16 protein-coding genes are annotated in these 21746 nt (G+C 68.1%); 14 read left to right on the forward strand and 2 right to left on the reverse strand.

Translation table 11 applies throughout. From position 1 onward, the window contains the following. Positions 1-184: 184 nt before the first annotated feature. The 8 genes from ACFVWL_RS14685 (at position 185) to ACFVWL_RS14720 (ending at position 10365) form a co-directional block, all read left to right on the forward strand. Positions 185-1441, forward strand: coding sequence for an MFS transporter (locus ACFVWL_RS14685; RefSeq protein WP_387184188.1), 1257 nt, complete (start codon positions 185-187; stop codon positions 1439-1441). A 63-nt stretch (positions 1442-1504) separates the two neighbouring features. Continuing rightward, the gene (locus ACFVWL_RS14690; RefSeq protein ID WP_387184191.1) at positions 1505-2917 is read left to right on the forward strand and encodes a trehalose-6-phosphate synthase; all 1413 of its coding nucleotides are present in this window, start codon (positions 1505-1507) and stop codon (positions 2915-2917) included. A gap of 79 nt (positions 2918-2996) precedes the next feature. Further along, the gene (gene otsB, locus ACFVWL_RS14695; protein ID WP_387184194.1) at positions 2997-3794 is read left to right on the forward strand and encodes a trehalose-phosphatase; all 798 of its coding nucleotides are present in this window, start codon (positions 2997-2999) and stop codon (positions 3792-3794) included. Between the two features lie 9 nt (positions 3795-3803). Next, a complete protein-coding gene (gene ilvD, locus ACFVWL_RS14700; RefSeq protein WP_387184197.1) occupies positions 3804-5522 on the forward strand; it encodes a dihydroxy-acid dehydratase in 1719 nt (572 codons plus the stop codon). A 51-nt stretch (positions 5523-5573) separates the two neighbouring features. Beyond that, entirely contained in the window at positions 5574-7376 is a 1803-nt protein-coding gene (locus tag ACFVWL_RS14705; RefSeq protein ID WP_387184200.1) for an acetolactate synthase large subunit, read from the forward strand. 3 nt (positions 7377-7379) lie between these two features. Then, complete coding sequence (gene ilvN / locus ACFVWL_RS14710; protein WP_017204432.1) at positions 7380-7889, forward strand: acetolactate synthase small subunit; 510 nt, start codon at positions 7380-7382, stop codon at positions 7887-7889. A gap of 35 nt (positions 7890-7924) precedes the next feature. Further along, complete coding sequence (gene ilvC / locus ACFVWL_RS14715; protein ID WP_387184204.1) at positions 7925-8998, forward strand: ketol-acid reductoisomerase; 1074 nt, start codon at positions 7925-7927, stop codon at positions 8996-8998. A 101-nt stretch (positions 8999-9099) separates the two neighbouring features. Next, positions 9100-10365: an alpha-L-fucosidase gene (locus ACFVWL_RS14720; RefSeq protein WP_387184206.1), complete on the forward strand. Its 1266-nt coding sequence runs from the start codon at positions 9100-9102 to the stop codon at positions 10363-10365. Between the two features lie 19 nt (positions 10366-10384). Here ACFVWL_RS14720 and ACFVWL_RS14725 read toward each other — a convergent pair whose 3' ends face one another. After that, positions 10385-11536, reverse strand: a complete 1152-nt coding sequence (locus ACFVWL_RS14725) for an ROK family protein (RefSeq protein ID WP_387184209.1) — start codon at positions 11534-11536, stop codon at positions 10385-10387. A 200-nt stretch (positions 11537-11736) separates the two neighbouring features. Here ACFVWL_RS14725 and ACFVWL_RS14730 point away from each other — a divergent pair, with 200 nt between their 5' ends. The 6 genes from ACFVWL_RS14730 to ACFVWL_RS14755 all read left to right on the forward strand — a co-directional run bounded on the left by ACFVWL_RS14730 (position 11737) and on the right by ACFVWL_RS14755 (position 18786). Further along, positions 11737-12996 carry an ABC transporter substrate-binding protein gene (locus ACFVWL_RS14730; protein WP_387184212.1) on the forward strand — a complete coding sequence of 420 codons (1260 nt, stop codon included), beginning with the start codon at positions 11737-11739 and terminating at the stop codon, positions 12994-12996. Positions 12997-13046: 50 nt separating this feature from the next. After that, complete coding sequence (locus tag ACFVWL_RS14735; protein WP_017830811.1) at positions 13047-13952, forward strand: carbohydrate ABC transporter permease; 906 nt, start codon at positions 13047-13049, stop codon at positions 13950-13952. Continuing rightward, positions 13942-14850, forward strand: coding sequence for a carbohydrate ABC transporter permease (locus ACFVWL_RS14740; RefSeq protein WP_387184215.1), 909 nt, complete (start codon positions 13942-13944; stop codon positions 14848-14850). The genes ACFVWL_RS14735 and ACFVWL_RS14740 overlap by 11 nt, the downstream gene beginning before the upstream one ends. Positions 14851-14879: 29 nt before the next feature. Further along, positions 14880-15815 (forward strand): ROK family protein, encoded by a 936-nt coding sequence (locus tag ACFVWL_RS14745; protein WP_387184218.1) that lies wholly within the window; start codon positions 14880-14882, stop codon positions 15813-15815. A gap of 89 nt (positions 15816-15904) precedes the next feature. Continuing rightward, positions 15905-17449 (forward strand): M81 family metallopeptidase, encoded by a 1545-nt coding sequence (locus ACFVWL_RS14750; RefSeq protein WP_387185316.1) that lies wholly within the window; start codon positions 15905-15907, stop codon positions 17447-17449. Then, on the forward strand, positions 17446-18786 hold the full coding sequence (locus tag ACFVWL_RS14755) for an alpha-L-fucosidase (RefSeq protein ID WP_387184221.1): 1341 nt from the start codon (positions 17446-17448) through the stop codon (positions 18784-18786). Before ACFVWL_RS14750 ends, ACFVWL_RS14755 begins: the two co-directional genes overlap by 4 nt. Before the next feature lie 75 nt (positions 18787-18861). On the opposite strand, the gene ACFVWL_RS14760 is transcribed toward ACFVWL_RS14755, so the two are convergent. Next, entirely contained in the window at positions 18862-21744 is a 2883-nt protein-coding gene (locus ACFVWL_RS14760) for an FAD-binding and (Fe-S)-binding domain-containing protein (protein ID WP_387184223.1), read from the reverse strand. Positions 21745-21746 lie beyond the last annotated feature (2 nt).

Genomic DNA, 21746 nt, shown 5'->3' on the forward strand with positions numbered 1-21746 from the left:
CGACGGGTGTCGCCCAGGATAGACCCGGCGAGGGGTGCTCGTTTCCCCGACGATCCTCGGGTCCACCCGCTATCATGGCCTGGTCGCGGCTCGCCCGCGGCCGCACAACCGTGTATCTACCGGCCGTCGGCACTCCGACGGACAGCGGCGGCACCCGACATCGCGTCTCTGACGCGCGAGAGCCATGACACGCGCAACAGCAACCCCGCAGCTCACCGAGCCGAGCCTTCTGCGTCTCGCCGGTCTTCCCTACTTCCTGATCGCCTTCGTCGCCCGGCTGCCGTTCGCCATGATGGTGGTCGGCGTCCTCACGGTGGTCGTCTCCGCCCGCGGGTCCCTGTCTCTGGGCGGGCTCACCTCTGCTGCCGTCGGCCTCGGCACCGCCTGCTTCGGACCCCTGCTGGGAGCGGCGGCCGACCGTTTCGGGCAGCGGGTGGTGCTGACGGTGCTCGCGCTGGCGAACGGCGCGATGCTCCTGCTCTTCACGTTCGTGGTCTACGGCACAGCCCCGGACGGTTTTGTGCTGCTCGCCGCCGTCGGCATCGGCGCCACGGCTCCGCAGGTCGCTCCGCTCTCACGCTCACGGCTGGTGACGATCATCAGCGAGCGGATGCCTGAGGGGCGCCGCGCCAAGACGGTGTCGGGCACGATGGCCTACGAGTCGGCCGCCGACGAGACCGTATTCGTGTTCGGTCCGTTCCTGGTCGGGATCCTCGCATCGGCGATCGCGCCGTGGGCACCCCTGGTCGGCGCGGCCGTCCTGACAGTGGTGTTCGTCGGCGCCTTCGCCTTGCACCCCAGCGGTCGGCATGTATCGCAGGATCGGGATGCCGACGGCAAGGCGCCGTCCGCCGTGTCCGAGCTGTTCCGGCCGCAGCTGCTGATCGTGGTGCTGGGAATCCTCGGTGTCGGGATCTTCTTCGGGACGATGCTCACCTCGCTGACGTCATTCATGGCAGACCGCGGTGCGCCGGAGCAGGCCGGCCTCCTCTACGGCGTCATGGGTGTGGGGTCGGCGATCCTCGCGCTCGGGGTCGCGTGGCTTCCCGCGGCGTTCTCTATGCGCGCCCGGTGGCTGGTCTTCTCGGGCATCCTGCTGGCGGGCACGCTCCTGCTGGGCTTCGTCGACACTCCTGGCACGATGATGTTGGCGCTGGCGATCATGGGGATCGGCATCGGCCCCACGCTCGTCACGCAGTACAGCTTCGGTGCCGCCCGCAGTCCGCGTGGGCGCTCGGCCACCGTCATGACCATGCTCGGATCCGGCGTGGTGGTCGGGCAGTCCATCGGCGCAGCCTTCGCCGGGGAGATCGCCGAGACCGCAGGTACGCCTGCTGCACTCCTCCTGCCGATGGTCGCTGCGTTCATCGCCTTCGCGGCGGGCGTGGCGAACTGGTTCCTCAGCGGCGAGAGGCGTCGGCACGCTCTCGTCAACCCCTGACGATCGATCCGTGGAAATCGAGGTTCCTCGATAGCCTGGAGGAAACCCCCGGGAGGAGCCCTCGTGGCCGCAGCAGATTTCGTCGTCGTCGCCAACCGCCTGCCTGTCGATCGTGTGGTGGGGCCCGAGGGTGAGGAGACCTGGCGCACCTCGCCCGGTGGCCTCGTCGCCGCGCTCGAGCCGATGATGCGCAATGTGCATGGTGCCTGGGTCGGTTGGGCCGGTCAGGCGGACGTCGAACTGGAGCCGTTCGAGGCCGACGGCATCGATCTCATCCCGGTCGCGCTGAGCGCCCAGGAGGTCGCGGAGTACTACGAGGGCTTCGCGAACGACACCATCTGGCCGCTCTACCACGACGTGATCGCTCCGCCGCAGTACCACCGCGAGTGGTGGGATGCGTACGTCACCGTCAACCGCCGCTTCGCCGAAGCGGCGGCTGCGGCCGTGGCGCCGGAGGGCACCGTCTGGGTGCACGACTACCAGCTGCAGCTCGTGCCGCAGATGGTGCGCGAACTGCGTCCGGATGTCACGATCGGCTACTTCCATCACATCCCGTTCCCGGCGCACGGCCTCTACGCCCAGCTGCCCTGGCGCGACCAGGTCCTGCGGGGGCTGCTCGGCGCCGACGTCATCGGGTTCCAGCGCGCGCAGGACGCGACCTACTTCCTGACCGCCGTGCGGCGTCGGCTGCGCTACGAGGTCAAGGGCCCGAACGTTGCCGTCCCCGCGGGCGAGGGCGAGGGAACGCGCACGGCGTTGGCGCGGGCCTTCCCGATCTCCATCGACACCGCTCCCTACCTCGAGCTCGCCGCCCGGGAGGATGTCCGTGCGCGGGCGGCCGAGATCCGCGAGAGCCTCGGCAACCCCAAGCGCATCCTGCTCGGGGTGGACAGGCTCGACTACACCAAGGGCATCCGCCACCGCATCAAGGCGTACGGCGAGCTGCTCGCCGAGGGCCGGCTCAAGGTCGAGGACGTGACGCTCGTGCAGGTCGCCAGCCCCAGCCGTGAGCGCGTCGACGCGTATGTGCACCTGCGGGACGAGATCGAGCTCGCGGTGAGCCGCATCAACGGCGACACCGACACGATGGGCCACTCGGCGATCCGGTACCTCCACCAGGGATACCCGCGCGAGGAGATGGTCGCGCTGTATCTCGCCGCAGACGTGATGCTCGTGACCGCGCTGCGCGATGGCATGAACCTGGTCGCCAAGGAGTACGTCGCAACACGCGTCGACGACCGCGGCGTGCTGGTCCTGAGCGAGTTCACCGGGGCGGCCGACGAGTTGCGGCAGGCCGTCCGGGTCAATCCCCACGACATCGAGGGGCTCAAGGACGCGATCATGACCGCCGTCGAGATGCCGCCCGTCGAGCAGGGGCGCCGCATGCGGTCGCTCCGCCGACGCGTGCTGGACAACGACGTCAACGCGTGGTCGTCGTCGTTCCTGGCCGCTCTGTCCGAGGTGCGCGGCCGCTGAAGACCCACGCTCCCGCGATACTGAGCATGCGGCAGCACGCCCGACCCGCTGAGAAACATCCCCTGTGATTGGAGAATCCGTGACGCGCCCCTGGATCCCCGGAACCGCTGACGACGACCTGAACGCCTTGGCTGCCACCCCGCGGCTGGTGGTGGCCCTCGACTTCGACGGCACAGCTTCTCCGCTGGTCGCCGATCCGATGGCGGCACGGGCGCTTCCCGAGGTGGCCGTCCAGGTCGAACGCCTCGCTGCGCTGCCAGACACGGTCGTCGCCTACGTCTCCGGTCGCAGCATGCACGATCTCCGCGTGATCACCGAGCACACCGACGACTCCGCGATCGCGCTGGCCGGCTCCCATGGTGCCCAGTACTGGTTCCCGGGCGAGGGCGATGCGGATGCTCCGGGCGAGGCGACGGAGGAGGGCGCTCGCGAAGAGCTCTGGGCGGCGGCGAAGCCGATCATCGACCGCTACGAAGGCGCCGAGTTCGAGCCGAAGACCTTCGGCATGGGAGTGCACACCCGTCGCGCCGATCGTGAGACCGAGGAGCGCGTGTTCGCCGAGATCGACGCTCTCGTCGCCGAGCGCTTCCCCCACTGGCGGAGGCGTTCCGGGCACAGGGTGCTCGAGTTCTCGTCGCGCACGGAGGGCAAGGACGCGGCGATGGCCGCGCTCCGCGACCGCTTCGACGCCACCGGAATCCTGTTCGCCGGCGACGATGTGACCGACGAGGATGCGATGCGTGTGTTGCAGCCGGGCGACCTCGGCGTGCGTGTGGGGCCGGGGGAGAGCGTCGCGACCCTGCGTGTGGACTCTCCACAACAGATCGCCGAGCTTCTGGAGGCGTTGGCGGACGAACGCACCTCTCGGCGGCAATAGACTTCCGTCATGTCCTCGCATGATCCCTCTCACAGCGCGCCCATCGACATCAAGCCCCGCAGCCGCGTCGTCACCGACGGCATCGAGGCCACGACCTCCCGAGGCATGCTCCGTGCCGTCGGCATGGGCGACGCCGACTGGGACAAGCCGCAGATCGGCATCGCCTCGAGCTGGAACGAGATCACCCCCTGCAACCTGAGCCTCGACCGGCTCGCGCAGGGCGCGAAGGAGGGTGTCCACTCCGGCGGCGGCTACCCGTTGCAGTTCGGCACCATCTCCGTGTCGGACGGCATCTCGATGGGTCACGAGGGGATGCACTTCTCGCTCGTGTCGCGCGAGGTCATCGCCGACTCCGTCGAGACCGTGATGATGGCCGAGCGTCTGGACGGCTCCGTCCTCCTCGCCGGCTGTGACAAGTCGATCCCCGGCATGCTCATGGCGAGCGCCCGTCTCGACCTGTCGAGCGTCTTCCTGTACGCCGGATCGATCGCTCCAGGCTGGGTCAAGCTCTCGGACGGCACCGAGAAGGACGTCACGATCATCGACTCGTTCGAAGCGGTCGGCGCATGCCGCGCCGGCCTCATGAGCGAGGAAGACCTCAAGCGCATCGAGTGCGCCATCGCTCCCGGCGAGGGCGCGTGCGGCGGCATGTACACCGCCAACACCATGGCCTCGGTCGCAGAGGCGCTGGGCCTCAGCCTCCCGGGCTCGGCGGCTCCGCCCGCAGCGGACCGCCGCCGCGACTACTACGCCCACCGTTCGGGTGAGGCCGTCGTGAACCTGCTTCGCCAGGGCATCACGACGCGCGACATCCTCACCAAGGAGGCGTTCGAGAACGCGATCGCGCTCGCGATGGCTCTCGGCGGATCCACGAACGTCGTCCTGCACCTGCTGGCGATCGCGCGCGAAGCTGAGGTCGAGCTGAGCCTGCACGACTTCAACCGCATCGGCGACAAGGTCCCGCACGTCGCCGACATGAAGCCCTTCGGCAAGTACGTGATGAACGACGTCGACCGTCACGGCGGCATCCCGGTCATCATGAAGGCGATGCTCGACGAGGGCCTGCTGCATGGCGACGCGCTCACCGTCACGGGCAAGACGCTCGCCGAGAACCTCGCCGATCTCGACCCGCAGCCGATCGACGGCGAGGTCATCCACACGTTCGACAACCCGATCCACGCGACGGGTGGCCTCACGATCCTGCACGGCTCGCTCGCTCCCGAGGGCGCCGTCGTCAAGACAGCCGGCTTCGATGCGGCCGTCTTCGAAGGCCCGGCCCGTGTGTTCGAGCGCGAGCGCGCCGCCATGGACGCCGTTGCCGAGGGCGAGATCGAGCCCGGCACGGTCATCGTGATCCGGTACGAGGGCCCCAAGGGCGGACCGGGTATGCGCGAGATGCTCGCCATCACCGCGGCCATCAAGGGCGCGGGGCTCGGAAAAGATGTACTACTCTTGACTGACGGACGATTCTCAGGCGGCACAACCGGCCTGTGCATCGGCCACATAGCACCCGAAGCGGTGGACGCAGGTCCTATCGCCTTCGTGCGCGATGGTGATCTGATACGGGTCGATATCGCAGCTCGCTCTCTCGATCTACTCGTCGACGAGGCAGAGCTCGCCTCCCGCCGTTCTGGCTGGGAGCCGCTTCCCCCGCGCTACACCCGAGGCGTTCTTGCCAAGTACTCGCGCCTCGTGCGGTCCGCCGCCGAGGGAGCGACCACCGGCTGACCCGGACGCTCCGACGTCCGGCGTCCTCCCCAGATCATCAGAAGGAACCTCATGACTGCTGATACCGCCCCGGCCGTGCCGAGGCCGCCCGCCCGTCAATCCTCTGCGCCGGAGATCACCGGCGCCGAGGCCGTGGTGCGCTCTCTCGAGCTGCTCGGCGTCACCGACGTCTTCGGTCTTCCGGGCGGCGCGATCCTCCCGGTCTACGACCCGCTGATGGACGCCTCCGAGCTCCGCCACATCCTGGTGCGGCACGAGCAGGGCGCCGGTCACGCGGCCGAGGGCTACGCGTCGGCATCCGGCAAGGTGGGCGTGTGCATCGCGACCTCCGGCCCCGGTGCCACCAACCTCGTGACCGCGATCGCCGACGCCTACATGGACTCGGTGCCGATGCTCGCCATCACCGGCCAGGTGTTCTCGACGCTGATGGGAACCGACGCGTTCCAGGAAGCCGACATCGTGGGCATCACGATGCCGATCACCAAGCACTCGTTCCTGGTGAAGGACGCGGCGGATATCCCCGGCGCGATCGCTGCGGCCTACGAGATCGCCGGCACCGGCCGTCCCGGTCCCGTGCTGGTCGACATCACGAAGGATGCCCAGCAGGCGACGGCACCGTTCGTGTGGCCGCCCAAGATCGACCTCCCCGGCTACCGCCCGGTGACCAAGGCGCACGGCAAGCAGATCCAGGCCGCGGCGGCGCTGCTCGCCGAGGCCAAGAAGCCCGTCCTGTACGTGGGTGGCGGAGTGATCCGCGGCAAGGCGTCGGCAGAGCTCCTCGAACTCGCGGAGTCCACCGGCGCACCGGTCGTCACCACGCTGATGGCGCGTGGCGCGTTCCCCGACTCGCACCACCAGCACCTCGGTATGCCGGGCATGCACGGTACTGTTCCGGCCGTGCTGGCGCTGCAGGAAGCCGACCTGCTCGTGTCGCTCGGCGCGCGGTTCGACGACCGCGTCACGGGCAAGGCGGCACTGTTCGCGCCGAATGCGAAGGTCGTTCACGTCGACATCGACCCGGCCGAGATCTCCAAGATCCGCACGGCCGATGTGCCGATCGTGGGCGATGTGCGCGATGTGCTCACCGATCTCGACGCCGCCTTCCGCGGAGCGACCGCCGGCACGAAGCCCGACATCGAGGAGTGGTGGTCGTATCTCGACGGCCTGCGCACCGAGTTCCCGCTCGGGTACGCTCCGACGACCGACGGTCTTCTCGCTCCGCAGTATGTGATCCAGCGGATCGGTGAGCTCACCGGTCCCGAGGGCATCTTCGCCTCCGGTGTCGGGCAGCACCAGATGTGGGCCGCGCAGTTCATCAAGTACGAGCGTCCGAACGCCTGGCTCAACTCCGGCGGTGCCGGCACGATGGGCTACTCGGTTCCCGCCGCGATGGGCGCGAAGGTGGCTCAGCCCGAGCGTCCGGTCTGGGCGATCGACGGCGACGGCTGCTTCCAGATGACCAATCAGGAGCTCGCGACCTGCACGATCAACAACATCCCGATCAAGGTCGCGATCATCAACAACTCGTCGCTGGGCATGGTGCGGCAATGGCAGACGCTGTTCTACGACGGCCGCCACTCGAACACCGACCTCAACACCGGTCACGGCACGATCCGCATCCCCGACTTCGTGAAGCTCGCGGAGGCATACGGCTGCCTCGCGATCCGCGTGGAGAAGGAGGAGGAGGTCGACGCCGCCATCACGCTCGCGCTCGAGACGAACGACCGCCCCGTGGTGATCGACTTCGTCGTGAGTGCCGACTCCATGGTGTGGCCGATGGTGCCCCAGGGCGTCAGCAACAGCTATGTCCAGTACGCCCGCGAGCACGCGCCCGCCTTCGACGAGGAGGACTGATCCATGTCGACCCACGTGCTGAGCCTGCTGGTGGAGAACACCCCCGGCCTTCTGACCCGTGTCGCGGGGCTGTTCGCCCGCCGCGGTTTCAACATCGACTCCCTCGCCGTCGGGGTGACGGAGGTGCCGGGGATCTCCCGGATCACCGTCGTCGTCGACGTCGACGAGCTCCCGCTCGAACAGGTCACCAAGCAGCTCAACAAGCTGATCAACGTGATCAAGATCGTCGAGCTCGACTTCGCCACCTCCGTGCAGCGCGAGCACATGCTCGTGAAGGTGCGCACCGATAACGCCACGCGCTCGAACGTGATCGAGGTGGTGAACCTCTTCCGCGCCTCCGTGGTCGACTACGCCGCCGACGCGCTCGTGATCGAGGTGACCGGCGACAAGGGCAAGGTCGACGCGATGCTTCGGGCGCTCGAGCCCTTCGGCATCAAGGAGATCGCACAGTCGGGTCTTCTCGCGATCGGCCGCGGCGGCAAGAGCATCACCGAGCGCGTCCTGCGCGGCTGACCAACCCTGAATACCGAGTTTTCGCCGCTCATCGAGTGCGCGAAGCAAGACGAAACGCAAAGAACAAGGAGAAACACATAGTGAGCACCGAGATCTTCTACGACGCCGATGCAGACCTGTCCCTGATCCAGGGCAAGAAGGTCGCGATCGTCGGTTACGGATCGCAGGGCCACGCCCACGCGCAGAACCTGCGCGACTCGGGCGTCGAGGTCGCGATCGCCCTCAAGGAGGGCTCCAAGTCGGCCGCGAAGGCCGAGGAGGCCGGTTTCCCGGTCAAGACCGTCGCTGAGGCCACCGAGTGGGCCGACGTCATCATGATCCTCGCGCCGGACCAGCACCAGCGCACCATCTACAGCGAGTCCATCGCGCCGAACCTCACGGCGGGCAAGACCCTCGCCTTCGCACACGGCTTCAACATCCGCTTCGGTTACATCGATGCTCCCGAGGGCGTCGACGTGATCCTCGTGGCTCCGAAGGCTCCCGGCCACACGGTCCGTCGCGAGTTCGTCGCCGGCCGCGGCATCCCGGACATCATCGCTGTCGAGCGCGACGCATCGGGCAAGGCCTGGGACCTGGCGCTCTCCTACGCGAAGGCCATCGGTGGCACCCGCGCCGGCGTCATCAAGACGACCTTCACCGAGGAGACCGAGACCGATCTGTTCGGCGAGCAGGCCGTGCTCTGCGGTGGCGTGAGCCACCTGGTGCAGGCGGGCTTCGAGACGCTCACCGAGGCGGGCTACCAGCCGCAGATCGCGTACTTCGAGGTGCTGCACGAGCTCAAGCTCATCGTCGACCTGATGTGGGAGGGCGGCATCGCCAAGCAGCGCTGGTCGATCTCCGACACCGCCGAGTTCGGCGACTACGTCTCGGGTCCGCGCGTCATCGACGAGCGCGTCAAGGAGAGCATGAAGGGCGTACTGGCCGACATCCAGTCGGGCGCCTTCGCGAAGCGCTTCATCGACGACCAGGACAACGGTGCGGAGGAGTTCCTGGCGCTGCGCGCCAAGGAGGAGCAGCACCCGATCGAGGTCACCGGCAAGGAGCTGCGTTCGCTCTTCGCCTGGAAGCAGCAGGACGAGGACTACATCGACGGCAGCGCTGCTCGCTGATTCGATTCTCGAAGGAACGGGCGCCCCTTGCGGGGCGCCCGTTCTTTGTTGTGGGGAGCTATTCGACACCAAACATCCGATGTCTGTGTCAGGATGGGGGCATGCGACAGGAATGGTTTGACAGGGCCCGGTTCGGCATGTTCGTCCACTTCGGCCTCTACAGCGGCGCCGCACGGCACGAGTGGGTCCAGAACTACGAACGCCTCACTGACGAGGACTACCGACAGTACTTCGAGCACTTCGACCCCGATCTCTTCGACGCCGCCGCGCTCGCGCGCTCCGCGAAGGAGACGGGCATGGGGTATGCGGTCCTCACGACGAAGCACCACGACGGCTTCTGCCTCTGGGACTCGAAGCTCACCGACTTCACCTCGGTGGCGAACGCCGGACGTGATCTCGTGCGGGAGTACGTCGACGCACTGCGCGCTGAGGGCCTCAAGATCGGTCTATACCACTCGGTGATCGACTGGCATCACCCCGATTTCACGGTGGACTGGAACCACCCGCGCCGCGATGATGAAGACGCCCAGGAACTCAACGTCGGGCGCGACATGGCTGCGTACCGCGCCTATCTCCATGGGCAGGTGCGTGAGCTCCTCACGGAGTACGGCGACATCGACTACCTCTTCTTCGACTTCACCTACCCGGAGGAGAAGGACGGCTGGGCGGGTAAGGGGCCCGAGGACTGGGATGCGACGGCGCTGCTCGCCCTCTGCCGTGAGTTGCAGCCGAACATGCTCGTGAACGACCGTCTCGGTATTCCTGCCGACTTCGTCACTCCGGAGCAGTACCAGCCCACCGCACCGATCGTGCGCGACGGTGTGCCGTTGACGTGGGAGGCGTGCCAGACGCTGAACGGATCGTGGGGCTACCACCGCGACAACACCGACCAGAAGTCGCCCACGATGCTCGTGCAGATGCTGGTCGACTCGGTCTCCATGGACGGCAACATGCTGCTGAACATCGGTCCGGACGGACGCGGCGCGATCGCTCCCCGCGACGCACGGACGCTGGGGGAGATCGGCGAGTGGATGCGTCTGCACCGCGGCGCCGTGATCGGCGCGGGACATGCGACGTTCGCCCCGCCCCGCGAGGGTGTGTACACCCGCAGGGGCGACCGACTGTACCTGAGTCTGTTCAGCTGGCCGATGGGCTTCGTGCACCTGCCGGAGCTGGCCGGAAAGGTGTCTTATGCGCGTCTGCTCAACGATGGATCGTGGCTGCAGACGAGCGTGTCCGACCCCGACCGCGAGGCGGATCTCATGACGCCGGCCGGCGAGGCGGAGGGGACGCTGACCGTGCACCTGCCGGTGCGTCGCCCTGACGTGCTGGTCCCTGTGATCGAGCTGACCCTGGTCGAGGATTGAGTCGTCCCGTGGTGGCGGCTCAGGCCGTCGCCACGGGGATGTCCATGCCCTCGAGTGCGAGGCGCGCGGCACCATGGAGGATGGCGTCGGCGCCGGTGGTCGCCGCCTCGATCTGCAGGCGCTGGGTGGCGAGCGGGTGACATGCTTCGTAGACGCGGCTGCGGACGGCCGCGATGAACGGCTCGGAGGCGCTCATGCTGCCGGTGAGGAACACGGCGTGCGGGTTGAAGAAGTTCACGACTCCGGAGAGCGCCTGCCCCAGATGGGTGCCCGCCGTGCGCACCAGAGTCGTGGCCAACGGGTCGGCGTCACGCGCCAGGCTGAGTACATCGGTGGTCGTGTGCACCGAGTCGTTGCCACGCTCGCGCATCTGCCGGACGAGGCTCGCGCCGCTCGCCACGGTCTCGAGGCATCCGGTGTTGCCACAGGAGCACGGGATGTCGCCACTGCCGTCGATGCGCGTGTGGGTGATGTCGCCGGCCGCCGATGTGGCACCGCGGTGCACCCGACCGTCGACGATGATGCCGCTGCCGATCGCGGTTCCCGCCTTCACTGTGATGCTGTGTCCGGTGTGACCGAAGCGTTCGCGGTGCTCGCCGAGGGCCGCGAGGTTGGCATCGTTGTCGACGGCCACGGGGACGCGGTAGCGGGCGGAGAGGTGCTCCCCGACGCGGAATCCGGGCCAGCCGGGCATCCGTGAGGGCTGGTCGACGGATCCGGTCGAGATGTCGACGGGGCCGGGAAGGCTGATCCCGATCGCGTGGACCCTTCCCGTGGTGGTGAGGCGGTCGAACACGACGGCGAGGCGGTCGAGTGTCGCCTCCGGCCCCTCGGTCACGTCGACCGCGATCGACTCGCTGTCCAGCAGCGCGCCACTGAGGGAGTGCCGGCCGATGCGGGCGTGGCCGCCGCCGAGGTCGGCCGAGAGCACGAAGCCGTCGGCTGCGATCTGGAGCACCCGGGGGCGCCGCCCGCCGCGGGATGTACCGTCTCCGGCTTCTCGGAGGACACCGGCGTCGAGAAGCGACTGCACCCGGAGTCCGACCGTGGACGCGGCCACCCCGAGGAGAGCGGCCAGCTCCGAGCGGGAGCGCGCCTCGCCGCGGGCGACGAGGTCGAGGATCCTCCGCGTCTGGGGATCGTCGACGGTGTTCTCAGCGGGGTTCGTCATGGGAGCACTTTCCTGTCGGAGCATCGTCAGCGTAGCGGGGGATCGTCGTGTTTCCCGGGAGTTACGAATTATCAAGCTCCGATAAACATCCGATGTTCAGCTTGCGGGCCCTTGCGAAGTGTGAAACGGTAACTTCATACGAAATCCTACTAGGTTAATTCGAGCCTCGAAATAACCAGTTCCCTTCCAGGAGGCATTCAATGAAGAAGTTGCGTGTAGGGGCTGTGGTCGCCGTCGCCGGCGTCGCAGTCGCCATGACCGGCTGTGCGAGCGGCAACAACGCCGGCGGTTCCGCCGACGGCGACACCATCGTGGTCGACATGTGGGCGGGCAGCGAATCCGACGTGGACGCTCTCGAGGCCCAGGTCGCCTTCGCCCAGGAGCAGAACCCCGACATCAAGATCAAGCTGCAGACGTCGCCGTGGAGCGACTTCTTCACGAAGCTGACCACCAACATGGCCAGCGGCAACATGGCCTGCGTCACCGGCATGAGCGGTGCGCAGCTCGGCGGCTACACGGGCGGATTCCGCGAGCTGAGCGACGCCGACCTGAAGACGGCCGGCATCGACTGGGCCGAGTTCAACCCCAGCGCCGACGGCATCCTCAGCTTCGAGGGCAAGACCTACGGCGTGCCGTTCGACGTCGCCACCATGCTCGTCTACTACAACCAGGACATGCTCACCGCCGCGGGCGCCGCGACTCCGGAGATCGGCTGGACGTTCGACGACTTCGACACCATCGCTGCCGACGCCACCAAGGACGGCAAGTACGGCTTCGGTATGGGCATGGGCGGCTACCAGTGGATGTCGATGCCGATCGCGTATTCCGCGACGCAGCCGGCATCCGAGGACGGAACGCTGCACATCGATGAGAAGGCCTTCGTCGACGCGTCGACCTGGTACGCCGAGCTGGTCACCGAGAAGAAGGTCGCCGCTCCCGTGGCCTCCGCCTCCGACACCGGATGGGGCGAGAACCAGTACACCGGCGCCAACGCCGCGATGGCGGTCGACGGCACGTGGAACGCCGTGAGCTACCTCGACAACGAGTCCGGCTTCGCCGCCGGCATGGTTCCGCTGCCCGCCGGCGTGGACGGCAACCCCGGCCCGATCCTGGGCTCCGGCTACGGGATCTCCGCCAACTGCAAGAACCCCGAGGCCGCGCTCAAGGTCATGGGCTCGCTGCTCGGTGAGGACGCACAGGACTACATCGCGTCGTCCGGTCGCTCCTACCCTGCACGCACGTCGTCGCAGCCGCTGTACTTCGAATCGATCGACGAGCAGTACCGCGACCAGGTGCAGTCCGTGTTCGAGGCCGCCTTCGGCGACACCGTCCCGCTGTACATGACGAAGAACTGGCAGAAGCTCGACAGCTACATCCAGCCCAACCTGGTCAGCGTCTACAACGGCCAGATGACGATGGAAGAGCTGCTCTCGAACGCGCAGGCGCAGTTCGGCGAGTGACCCGGCTCCGGCCACCGCAGCAGTAACGCAGCAACAGAGAAAGAACTGAGATGACGATCACGACGAGACGTCGACGATCGCTCGCCAAGGTGGAGGCCGGTCAGGCGCTGGGATTCGCAAGCCCAGCCCTGATCGGGCTCGCCCTGTTCACGATCGTGCCCGTCGGGCTCTCGATCGTGATGAGCGTCTTCGACTGGCCGACCTTCGGCGAGCGGACCTTCAACGGCGTGGACAACTACGTCAAGCTGTTCACCAGCAGCCCCGACTTCTGGCCGGCGCTGCGCAACTCGGCGGTGTACACCCTGCTCTACGTGCCGCTGAGCGTCGCTCTCTCGCTCGTGCTCGCTCTCGGCCTCGGCTCGCGCATCCGCGGACGAGGCGCCTTGCGCGTGCTCTTCTTCATCCCCGTGGTGACTCCCATGGTTGCCAACGTGCTGGTGTGGAAGATGATGCTGCAGCCGCAGGGTCTTTTCAACGGTCTCTCGCAGACCTGGTTCGGCATCGAGCTGCCGAACTTCCTCGCCGACCCGTCGTGGGCCATGATCATGGTCGTCGTGATGAGCGTCTGGCAGGGGCTCGGCTACAACATGCTGATCTTCTCCGCCGCACTCGAGCAGCTCCCCGAGAGCGTGTTGGAGGCGGCGAGCATCGACGGCGCCCGAGGGTTCCGACGAGTGTGGAGCATCATCATCCCGATGATCTCCCCGTCGATCTTCTTCGCCACGATCATGACGATGATCACGTCTCTGCAGGTGTTCGTGCAGCCGCAGATGCTCACCGGCGGTGGTCCGGGCAATGCGACCAAGCCGCTCGTCATGTACATCTGGGAGCAGGGATTCACCTTCGGCGACCTCGGCCTCGCCGCCGCAGCCGCGTGGATCCTCTTCGCGATCATCATCGCGATCACCGGGCTCCAGTTCGCCGCACAGAAGAAGTGGGTGCACTATGAGCACTGAGACCCTCGTCCGGCCCACGGGCCGTGCCGGCCGTTCCGACCGCGAGCGCGCCCGTGGCGCGGCGACCACACCGGGCGCCCGCGTTCGGCTGATCCTCGCGCATGTCGCGATCTACATCGCCGCGTTGATCTTCATCTCCCCGCTGATCTACGCGTTCTTCTCGGCGCTCAAGCCGAATGCCGAGATGTTCTCGATGCCGCCGACCCTCATCGGGTCGGAGCTGCGCTGGAGCAACTTCGTCGACGTGTTCGCCTACGGGCCGTTCCTGACGTACATCATGAACTCGTTCATCGTCGCGATCGGTGGAACGCTCGTCGTCCTGGTCGTGTCGACCACGGCCGGGTACGCGTTCGGCCGACTGCGGTGGAAGGGGCGCGACGCCGTCTTCGTCCTGTTCCTGGCAACGCTCATGGTGCCGGCCGAGGTGCTCGTCATCCCGATGTTCCAGGTGATGCAGTGGTTCAACTGGGTCGACACGTACCAGGCGCTGATCCTGCCCTTCGCCTTCGGCGCCTTCGGAACCTTCCTGATGCGGCAGTTCTTCCGCGGCATCCCGTACGAGCTCGAAGAGGCGGCACGCGTCGACGGCGCAGGCCCCGTGCGCTCGTTCCTGCAGATCATCCTGCCGCTGTCGAAGTCGGCGGTCGCCGTGCTCGCGGTGTTCACCTTCCTCTCGTTCTGGAACAGCTACCTGTGGCCGTTGATCGTGACGGTCGACTACAACGCGCACGGCACGCTCCCGGTCGGACTCGCGAGCTTCGCGGGGCTCACCGGTACGCGATGGGATCTGCAGATGGCTGCGGCCATCATCTCCATGGTGCCGACCACGATCCTCGTGATCGTGCTGCAGAAGCACCTCGTCAAGGGCATCGCGATGGCAGGACTGGGCGGGCGCTGAGCATGATCGGTCAGGAACACGGGACCACCATGCCCATCGCCACCTCTTCGGGACTGGTCGGGATCGATATCGGGGGCACCAAGATCGCCGCGCTCCTGGTGAGCGAGGACGGTGCCGTCCTCGCCCGGGGCAGTGTGCCCGCACCGGCCGCACTCGGCGGCGGTGCGATGGCCGATGCGGCCGCCGATCTCGCGAGGGACCTCGCGGCGCAGGCCGACGTGTCGCTCGCCGCGGCCGGCGTCGGTGCGGCCGGAGTCATCGACCATGAGACCGGCACCATCCGCGCCGCATCGGCGACCTTCGTCGGGTGGGCGGGATTCGCGCTGGCCGACGAGCTGGAGCAGCGCCTCGGAGTGCCGGTCCGCGTCGAGAACGATGTGAACGCGTTCCTTCTCGGCGAGGCGGCGGCCGACGGCAGGACCGATCGCGACGTGCTCGGCGTCATGCTCGGCACGGGGGTCGGCGGTGCACTCATCATCGATGGAGATCTCCATCACGGTCCGCACGGTGCAGCGGGGGAGATCGGGCACACCCCCGGCTACAGCGAACTGGTGTGCACCTGCGGCCAGATCGGTCACCTGGAGACCCTGGCCTCCGGCACATCGATCGCGCTCCGCTATCAGGAACGCACGTCCGCTCCCGTACGCGATGCGCGCGAGGTCGCCGACCGTGCCCGTGGCGGCGACGCCGAGGCGATCGCGGTGTTCGATGCCGCCGGGCGCGCCCTCGCCCTCGCGTGCGCCAGCGCGGCGACGATCCTCGACCTGCCCTGCGCGATCGTCGGCGGCGGAGTCACCGCGGCCTGGGATCTGCTCGAGCCGTCCATCCTGCGCACGCTCGACACGGATTCTCCGGTGTCGGGTATTCCGCTGCGCATCATCCCCGCCGTCCTCGGCTCCGATGCGGTCGCGCTGGGCGCGATCGAGACCGCTCGCCGCGCGCTCGTGCCGGCGGGAGCACACTGAGTCCGAACCTCTCGGTCAGGCCCCGCCGTCCGACCCACCGACAAGGAGCACATCACGTGACCGCACGTCCCGAAGCCCACGAGATCTGGATGGGCCCCCTTCCGACCATCGCCGACGGGGGACTGTCGAAGCCCCGGATCGGCATCGCCGGAATCTCGATCGAGTCGAGCACGTTCTCCCCGCACATCTCCGGCGACGACGCCTTCACGGTCCGTACGGGGGAGACGCTGCGCGGGTACTACCCGTTCCTGGACGACGGACGCGAACTCGCCGGCGCCGCGGAGTGGGTGCCGCTGACGCACGGGCGCTCGTTGCCCGGTGGGGCCGTGGCGCCGGAGACCTATCGGCGGATGAAAGACGCGATCGTCGCCGGCATCCGCGCGAACGGACCGTTCGACGGGTTCTTCTTCGACATCCACGGAGCGATGAGCGTCGTCGGCATGGACGATGCCGAGGGTGATCTCGCTCTCGCGGTGCGCGCGGCGCTCGGCCCCGACACGCTGGTCTCGGCCTCGATGGACCTGCACGGCAACGTCTCGGAGGTGCTCCGCGACGCGGTCGATCTGCTGACCTGCTATCGGATGGCGCCGCACGAGGACTGGATGAACACCAAGGAGCGTGCGGTGTGGAACCTGCTCGCGCGACTGCGGGGTCCGCACGGCGCCGACCCGCTGCGTCGTCGTCCGTTCTCCGCCTGGGTGCCCGTTCCGGTGCTGCTGCCGGGGGAGAAGACGAGCACCCGGCTGGAGCCGGCGCGCAGCATCTACGCCCAGCTTCCCGAGATCGAGGCGCTCCCCGGCGTCGTCGACGCCTCCGTGTGGATCGGATATGCCTGGGCGGACGAGCCGCGCTGTCAGGCGTACGTGGTGGTCACCGGTGACGACGAGGAGCTGATCGTCCGTGAGGCCGAGCGCGTGGCGCAGATGTTCTGGGACGCGCGTGAGGACTTCGTCTTCGTGGCCGAGACCGGATCCCTCGATGAGGCGCTCGAGAAGGCGCTCGCCCCGGGAGCGCCGCATCCGTACCTGATCTCCGACTCGGGGGACAACCCGACAGCGGGCGGTGCGGGCGACGTCACCTGGACGCTCGCGCACCTGCTGCAGCGTGCGGAGCTCACCGACGGCAGCCGCACGACATTGGTCGCCTCGATCTTCGACCGCGAGGCCGTCGCACGGGCGGTCGCGGCCGGAATCGGCGTCACCGTCACCCTCGACGCCGGTGCAGGGGTCGACGCCGGCCCGCATGGCCCTGTGACGATCACCGGGACCGTGTTCTCCATCACCGACGGGGATCCGGATGCGGGCACACAGGTCGTCATCGCGGTGGGCGGGTTGCACGCCATCATCACCGAGCGTCGTAAGCCGTTCCATCACCTCTCGGACTTCCGGATGCTGGGGCTGGAGCCCACGACCGCCGACATCGTCGTGGTGAAGATCGGCTATCTGGAACCCGAGCTGTACGAGCTCGCCGAGGGCTGGACCCTCGCACTGACACCCGGCGGCGTCGACCAGGACCTCTTGCGTCTGGGTCACCACCGCCTCCAGCCCGGCGTCTTCCCGTTCGACACGGACGGGAATCCCGACCTGAAAGCGGTGGTCGTCCGCCGCGGAGTCTCCGAGGAGCAGAACGCATGATGAACTTCGAGAAGCGCACCGGTCCGGACTTCGGGACCGACGCTCCGGTGTACCCGGCCAAGGACGTACCCGAGTGGTACCGCGATGCGAAGCTCGGCTTCTTCGTGCACTGGGGGCTCTACTCCGTGCCGGCATGGGCGGTGCAGCACGGCGAAGGCGTGAACATCCCCACCGAGGATGCCTACGCCTGGCACCAGTACGCCGAGTGGTACGGCAACACCGTGCGGATCGCGGGGAGCCCGACCTGGGAGCGCCACCAGCAGCTGTTCGGGCCGGGGACCTCGTACGAGGACCTGGCCGATCAGTGGGACGCCTCGGCCTTCGACGCGGATGCCTTCGTGGGCGAGTTGGTCGGAGCGGGGGCGAAGTACATCGTCCCCACCACGAAGCACCACGAAGGATTCTGCCTCTGGGACACGGCGACGACCGGCTTCAACGCGGCCGCACGCGGTCCGCGCCGCGACCTGATCTCCGAGTTCCATGACGCCACTCGGCGGGCGGGGGCGAAGTTCGGCGTGTACTACTCGGGTGCGCTCGATTGGCACGTGAGCGACTTCCCGCCCATCGAGTCGGACACCGACCTCTTCCGCTTCCGCCGCAACGATGAGCACTTCGCGCGCTACTCGGCCGCGCAGCTCGACGAACTCGTCTCGCGCTTCTCGCCGGACGTCCTGTGGAACGACATCGAGTGGCCCGACGGCGGAAAGGGGCGAGACGAATACGCGGTCGCGGCCCTGCTCGAGCGCTATTTCGCCGCGGTGCCGGACGGCGTCGTCAACGACCGCTGGGGTGTGCCCTACCACGGCTTCCTCACCCGCGAGTACACGGACATCCCCGAGATCATCCCGCAGCCGTGGGAGTCGACGCGCGGCCTCGGCTTCTCGTTCGGCTTCAACCAGGCCGAGGACGAGCGGCACTCGCTGTCGGGCGCTGCCCTGATCCGCCTGCTCGTCGACGTCGTGGCGAAGAACGGCAACCTGCTGATCAACGTGGGCCCCGCGGCCGACGGCTCGATCCCGGAGCTGCAGCGTCGTGCGATGCGCGAGCTGGGCGCATGGCTGCAGGCGAACGGCGGTGCGATCTACGGCACGCGTCCGTGGATCCGGATGGGGGAGCGCACCGGAGCCCCGCGTCGCTACACGACCACCGGGTCGACCGTGCACGTGCATGCTCTCGACCCGAGCGCCGGCGCGCTCGAACTGCCCGACGAGCTCGTTGCATCCGACCTGCGCTGGGCCGACGGCAGCATCGTCGAGAGGTCGGCCGACGACCAGACGGTCGTGGTGATCCCCGCACAGCTGCGCGAGGAGGCTGTCGCGGTCCTGTCCGCAGGCTGAGACGGATCGGACCGCGACGAGGCGAGGGCCCTCCCGAAGACGATTCGGAAGGGCCCTCGCTGTGTCCGCCGGCTCTCAGGGGCGGGTGAGCTCCTCGAGCACCTCGATCACGTGGCGGTACGGCCGACCGGTGGCGCGGGTCATGCCGATCTCGCACGTGCGGTTCGCCGAGACGAACGCATCGAAGCCGCCGCGTGCGCTCTCGGCCTCGGCGATCTCCGCGGATTCCTGAGCGGTCGCACTGGCGGTGAGCTCCGGATGCAGCATGCCGCGATCTCCCGCGAACGCACAGCAGCCCCAGCCCTCGGGGATGAACACGTCATCGGCGACGGCCCCGGCGATCGCCGTCAGCGCCCCGGTCGCTCCGAGCGCGGTCGTCGAGCAGGTGGGGTGCACGGCCACGGTGGGGAGCTTCGCCGACACGCTCAGCCGGGGGAGCACCTCGCGAGCAACGAACGTCGTGGCATCCTCGATGCGAAGCCCGGCGTAGCGCGGGTTCTTGGCGACGGCTTGGGCGAGCATCACGTCCAGACCCTCCGTGCAGGAAGCGGCGTCGCACACCACGGGAAGCTCGCCGTGGCGGCTGGCCTCCCAGAGCGAGTCGAGCACCCGGTCCGACATGAGAGCGTAGCCGTCGAGGTGGCCCTTCGACTTCCACGGGGTGCCGCAGCAGAGGCCGCCGTTCTCCTCCGGGATCACGACGGGGATGCCTGCGCGGTCGAGCAGCTCGCGCAGCGCGTCCCGGGAGCCCTGGCCCTCGCCTTCCGCGCCGAACATGGTGCCGATGCAGGCGCCGAAGAAGACCGCCTGCGCGTCGGCCGGTGACACAGGGCGTGGCGGTTTCGAGCCGCCGTGGGGGAGTCCGCCGTCGTAGAGGGGCACGGTGTCGGCGCCGAGGACGGCGCGGCCGAGGTGCGTCACTCCGCGTACGAGCGGAGCGGGCAGCGCATCGGCGACGGTGAGTGCGACACCTCCGGCGCGGGTGACCGTGCTCCAATGCTTGGCCGCGGTGCCCCACACGGCTCCCTCGAGCGCATTCGACTGCTCTGCCCTGAGCCGGCGCACGAGGTCACCGGTGTTGATGTCGACAGGGCACGCCACACCGCACATGCCGTCGACCGCGCAGGTCTGCACACCGTCGTAGTCGTAGTCCTTCTGCAGATCGCGGAGTAGTTCGGCGTCGCCCTGCTCCTCGGCCCACGCCATGTCGCGGCGGATCACGATGCGCTGCCGCGGCGTGAGGGTGATGCTCTTGCTCGGGCAGGTCGGTTCGCAGTAGCCGCACTCGACGCAGCGGTCGACCTCCTTCTCGACCGTCGGCACCCGCTTGAGGTCGTGCAGGTAGGAGTCGGGGTCGTCGGAGAGGACCACTCCGGGGTTCAGGATGCCGTCGGGGTCGAAGAGGCTCTTGATCTCCCACATCATGTCGGTGAGCTCGTCGCCGTACTGGCGCCGCACGAAGGGCGCCATGATACGTCCGGTGCCGTGCTCGGCCTTCAGGGATCCCTGCTGGGAGAGCACGAGGTCGACCAGGTCATCGGTGAAGCGCCGGTAGCGCGCGACGCTGTCGGGATCGTCGAAGCGCTCGTTGAGCAGGAAATGAATGTTGCCGTCCTTGGCGTGCCCGAAGATCACCGAGCCCTCGTAGCCGTGCGCGGCGAACAGCTCGATCAGTCGCTCGCAGGTGTGCAGCAGCCGCGGCACGGGCACCACGATGTCCTCCAGAAGCGCGGTCGTGCCCGAGGGACGCGCACCCGCCACAGCGGTGTAGAGGCCCTTTCGTACGTGCCACAGCGCGGCGCGCTCGCTCGCATCCGTGGTGAGGCGGGGCGCCACCGCCAGCGGCAGCGCCTCGAAGTGCGCCTGCGCCGCAGCGCTCACCTCGACGAGGGACTCCGCGTCGGCGGCGTGAACCTCGACAAGGAGAGCGGCGTGTCCGCGGACCGCGATCTCGGCGATGGCCGCCGGGACATCGCTCAGCCCCTGCGCGACGCGCAGCGACGCGGCATCCATCAGCTCGATCGTGGCGAGACCGAGCCGGGTCAGGTCGGGAAGAGCGGTCATGGCCGCTGAGAGCGTCTCGAACACCAGCAGACCGGTGGCGATCGAGGGGCGCACCTCGATCGTGCGGAAGCGGGCCTCGGCCACGAACGCGAGCGTGCCTTCCGAGCCGATGATGAGGTGCTCGAGGATGCGCACCGGGTCGTCGAAGTCGAGCAGCGCATTGAGCCCGTACCCCATGGTGTTCTTCATCGAGAACTGCTGGCGGAGGAACGCGAGGTGCTCGGGCGAGGCGAGCAGACGTGCCCGCAGATCGAGAAGGCCGTCGGCGATCGCGGGCTCTGCCGCGCGCAATACCTCGTTCGCATCCGGGCGACCCGTGTCGAGGATCGTCCCGCTGGGGAGAACGATCGTCATCGACTCGATCGTCTGGTACGAGTTCTCGGTGATGCCGCACGCCATGCCGCTGGAGTTGTTGGCGACGACTCCGCCGATCGTGCAGGCGATCTCGCTCGCCGGGTCGGGGCCGAGCTTGCGGCGATACCGCGTGAGCCTGGTGTTGACCTGGCGCACGGTCGCGCCGGGGCCGACGCGCACTGTGGCTCCGTCGTCTTCCACGCGGATGTCGCGGAAGTTGCTGCGCGTGTCGACGAGGATGTCGCCGCTCACACTCTGCCCGGACAGGCTGGTGCCCCCGGAGCGGAACGTCATGGTGCGTCCGGCGGCGCGGACGGCGCCGAACGCGCGGGCGACGCCCTCGGCATCCGCAGGCGAGAGCACGGCATCCGGGATCAGCAGGTAGTGCGAGGCATCATGAGCGCGGGCGAAGCGATCGATGGAGCGCGAGTGGACCTGCGTCGCGGAACCCAGCAGTGCGGGATCCAGCGGTTCGGCGAGGGTGGTCGTCACGGTGCTCCTCTGCTCCGTCAAAAGATTGTCTGACAAGTGTACCGACATGA

The organism is Microbacterium sp. NPDC058269 (assembly GCF_042881445.1).
In the GTDB taxonomy this organism is placed as follows: domain Bacteria; phylum Actinomycetota; class Actinomycetes; order Actinomycetales; family Microbacteriaceae; genus Microbacterium.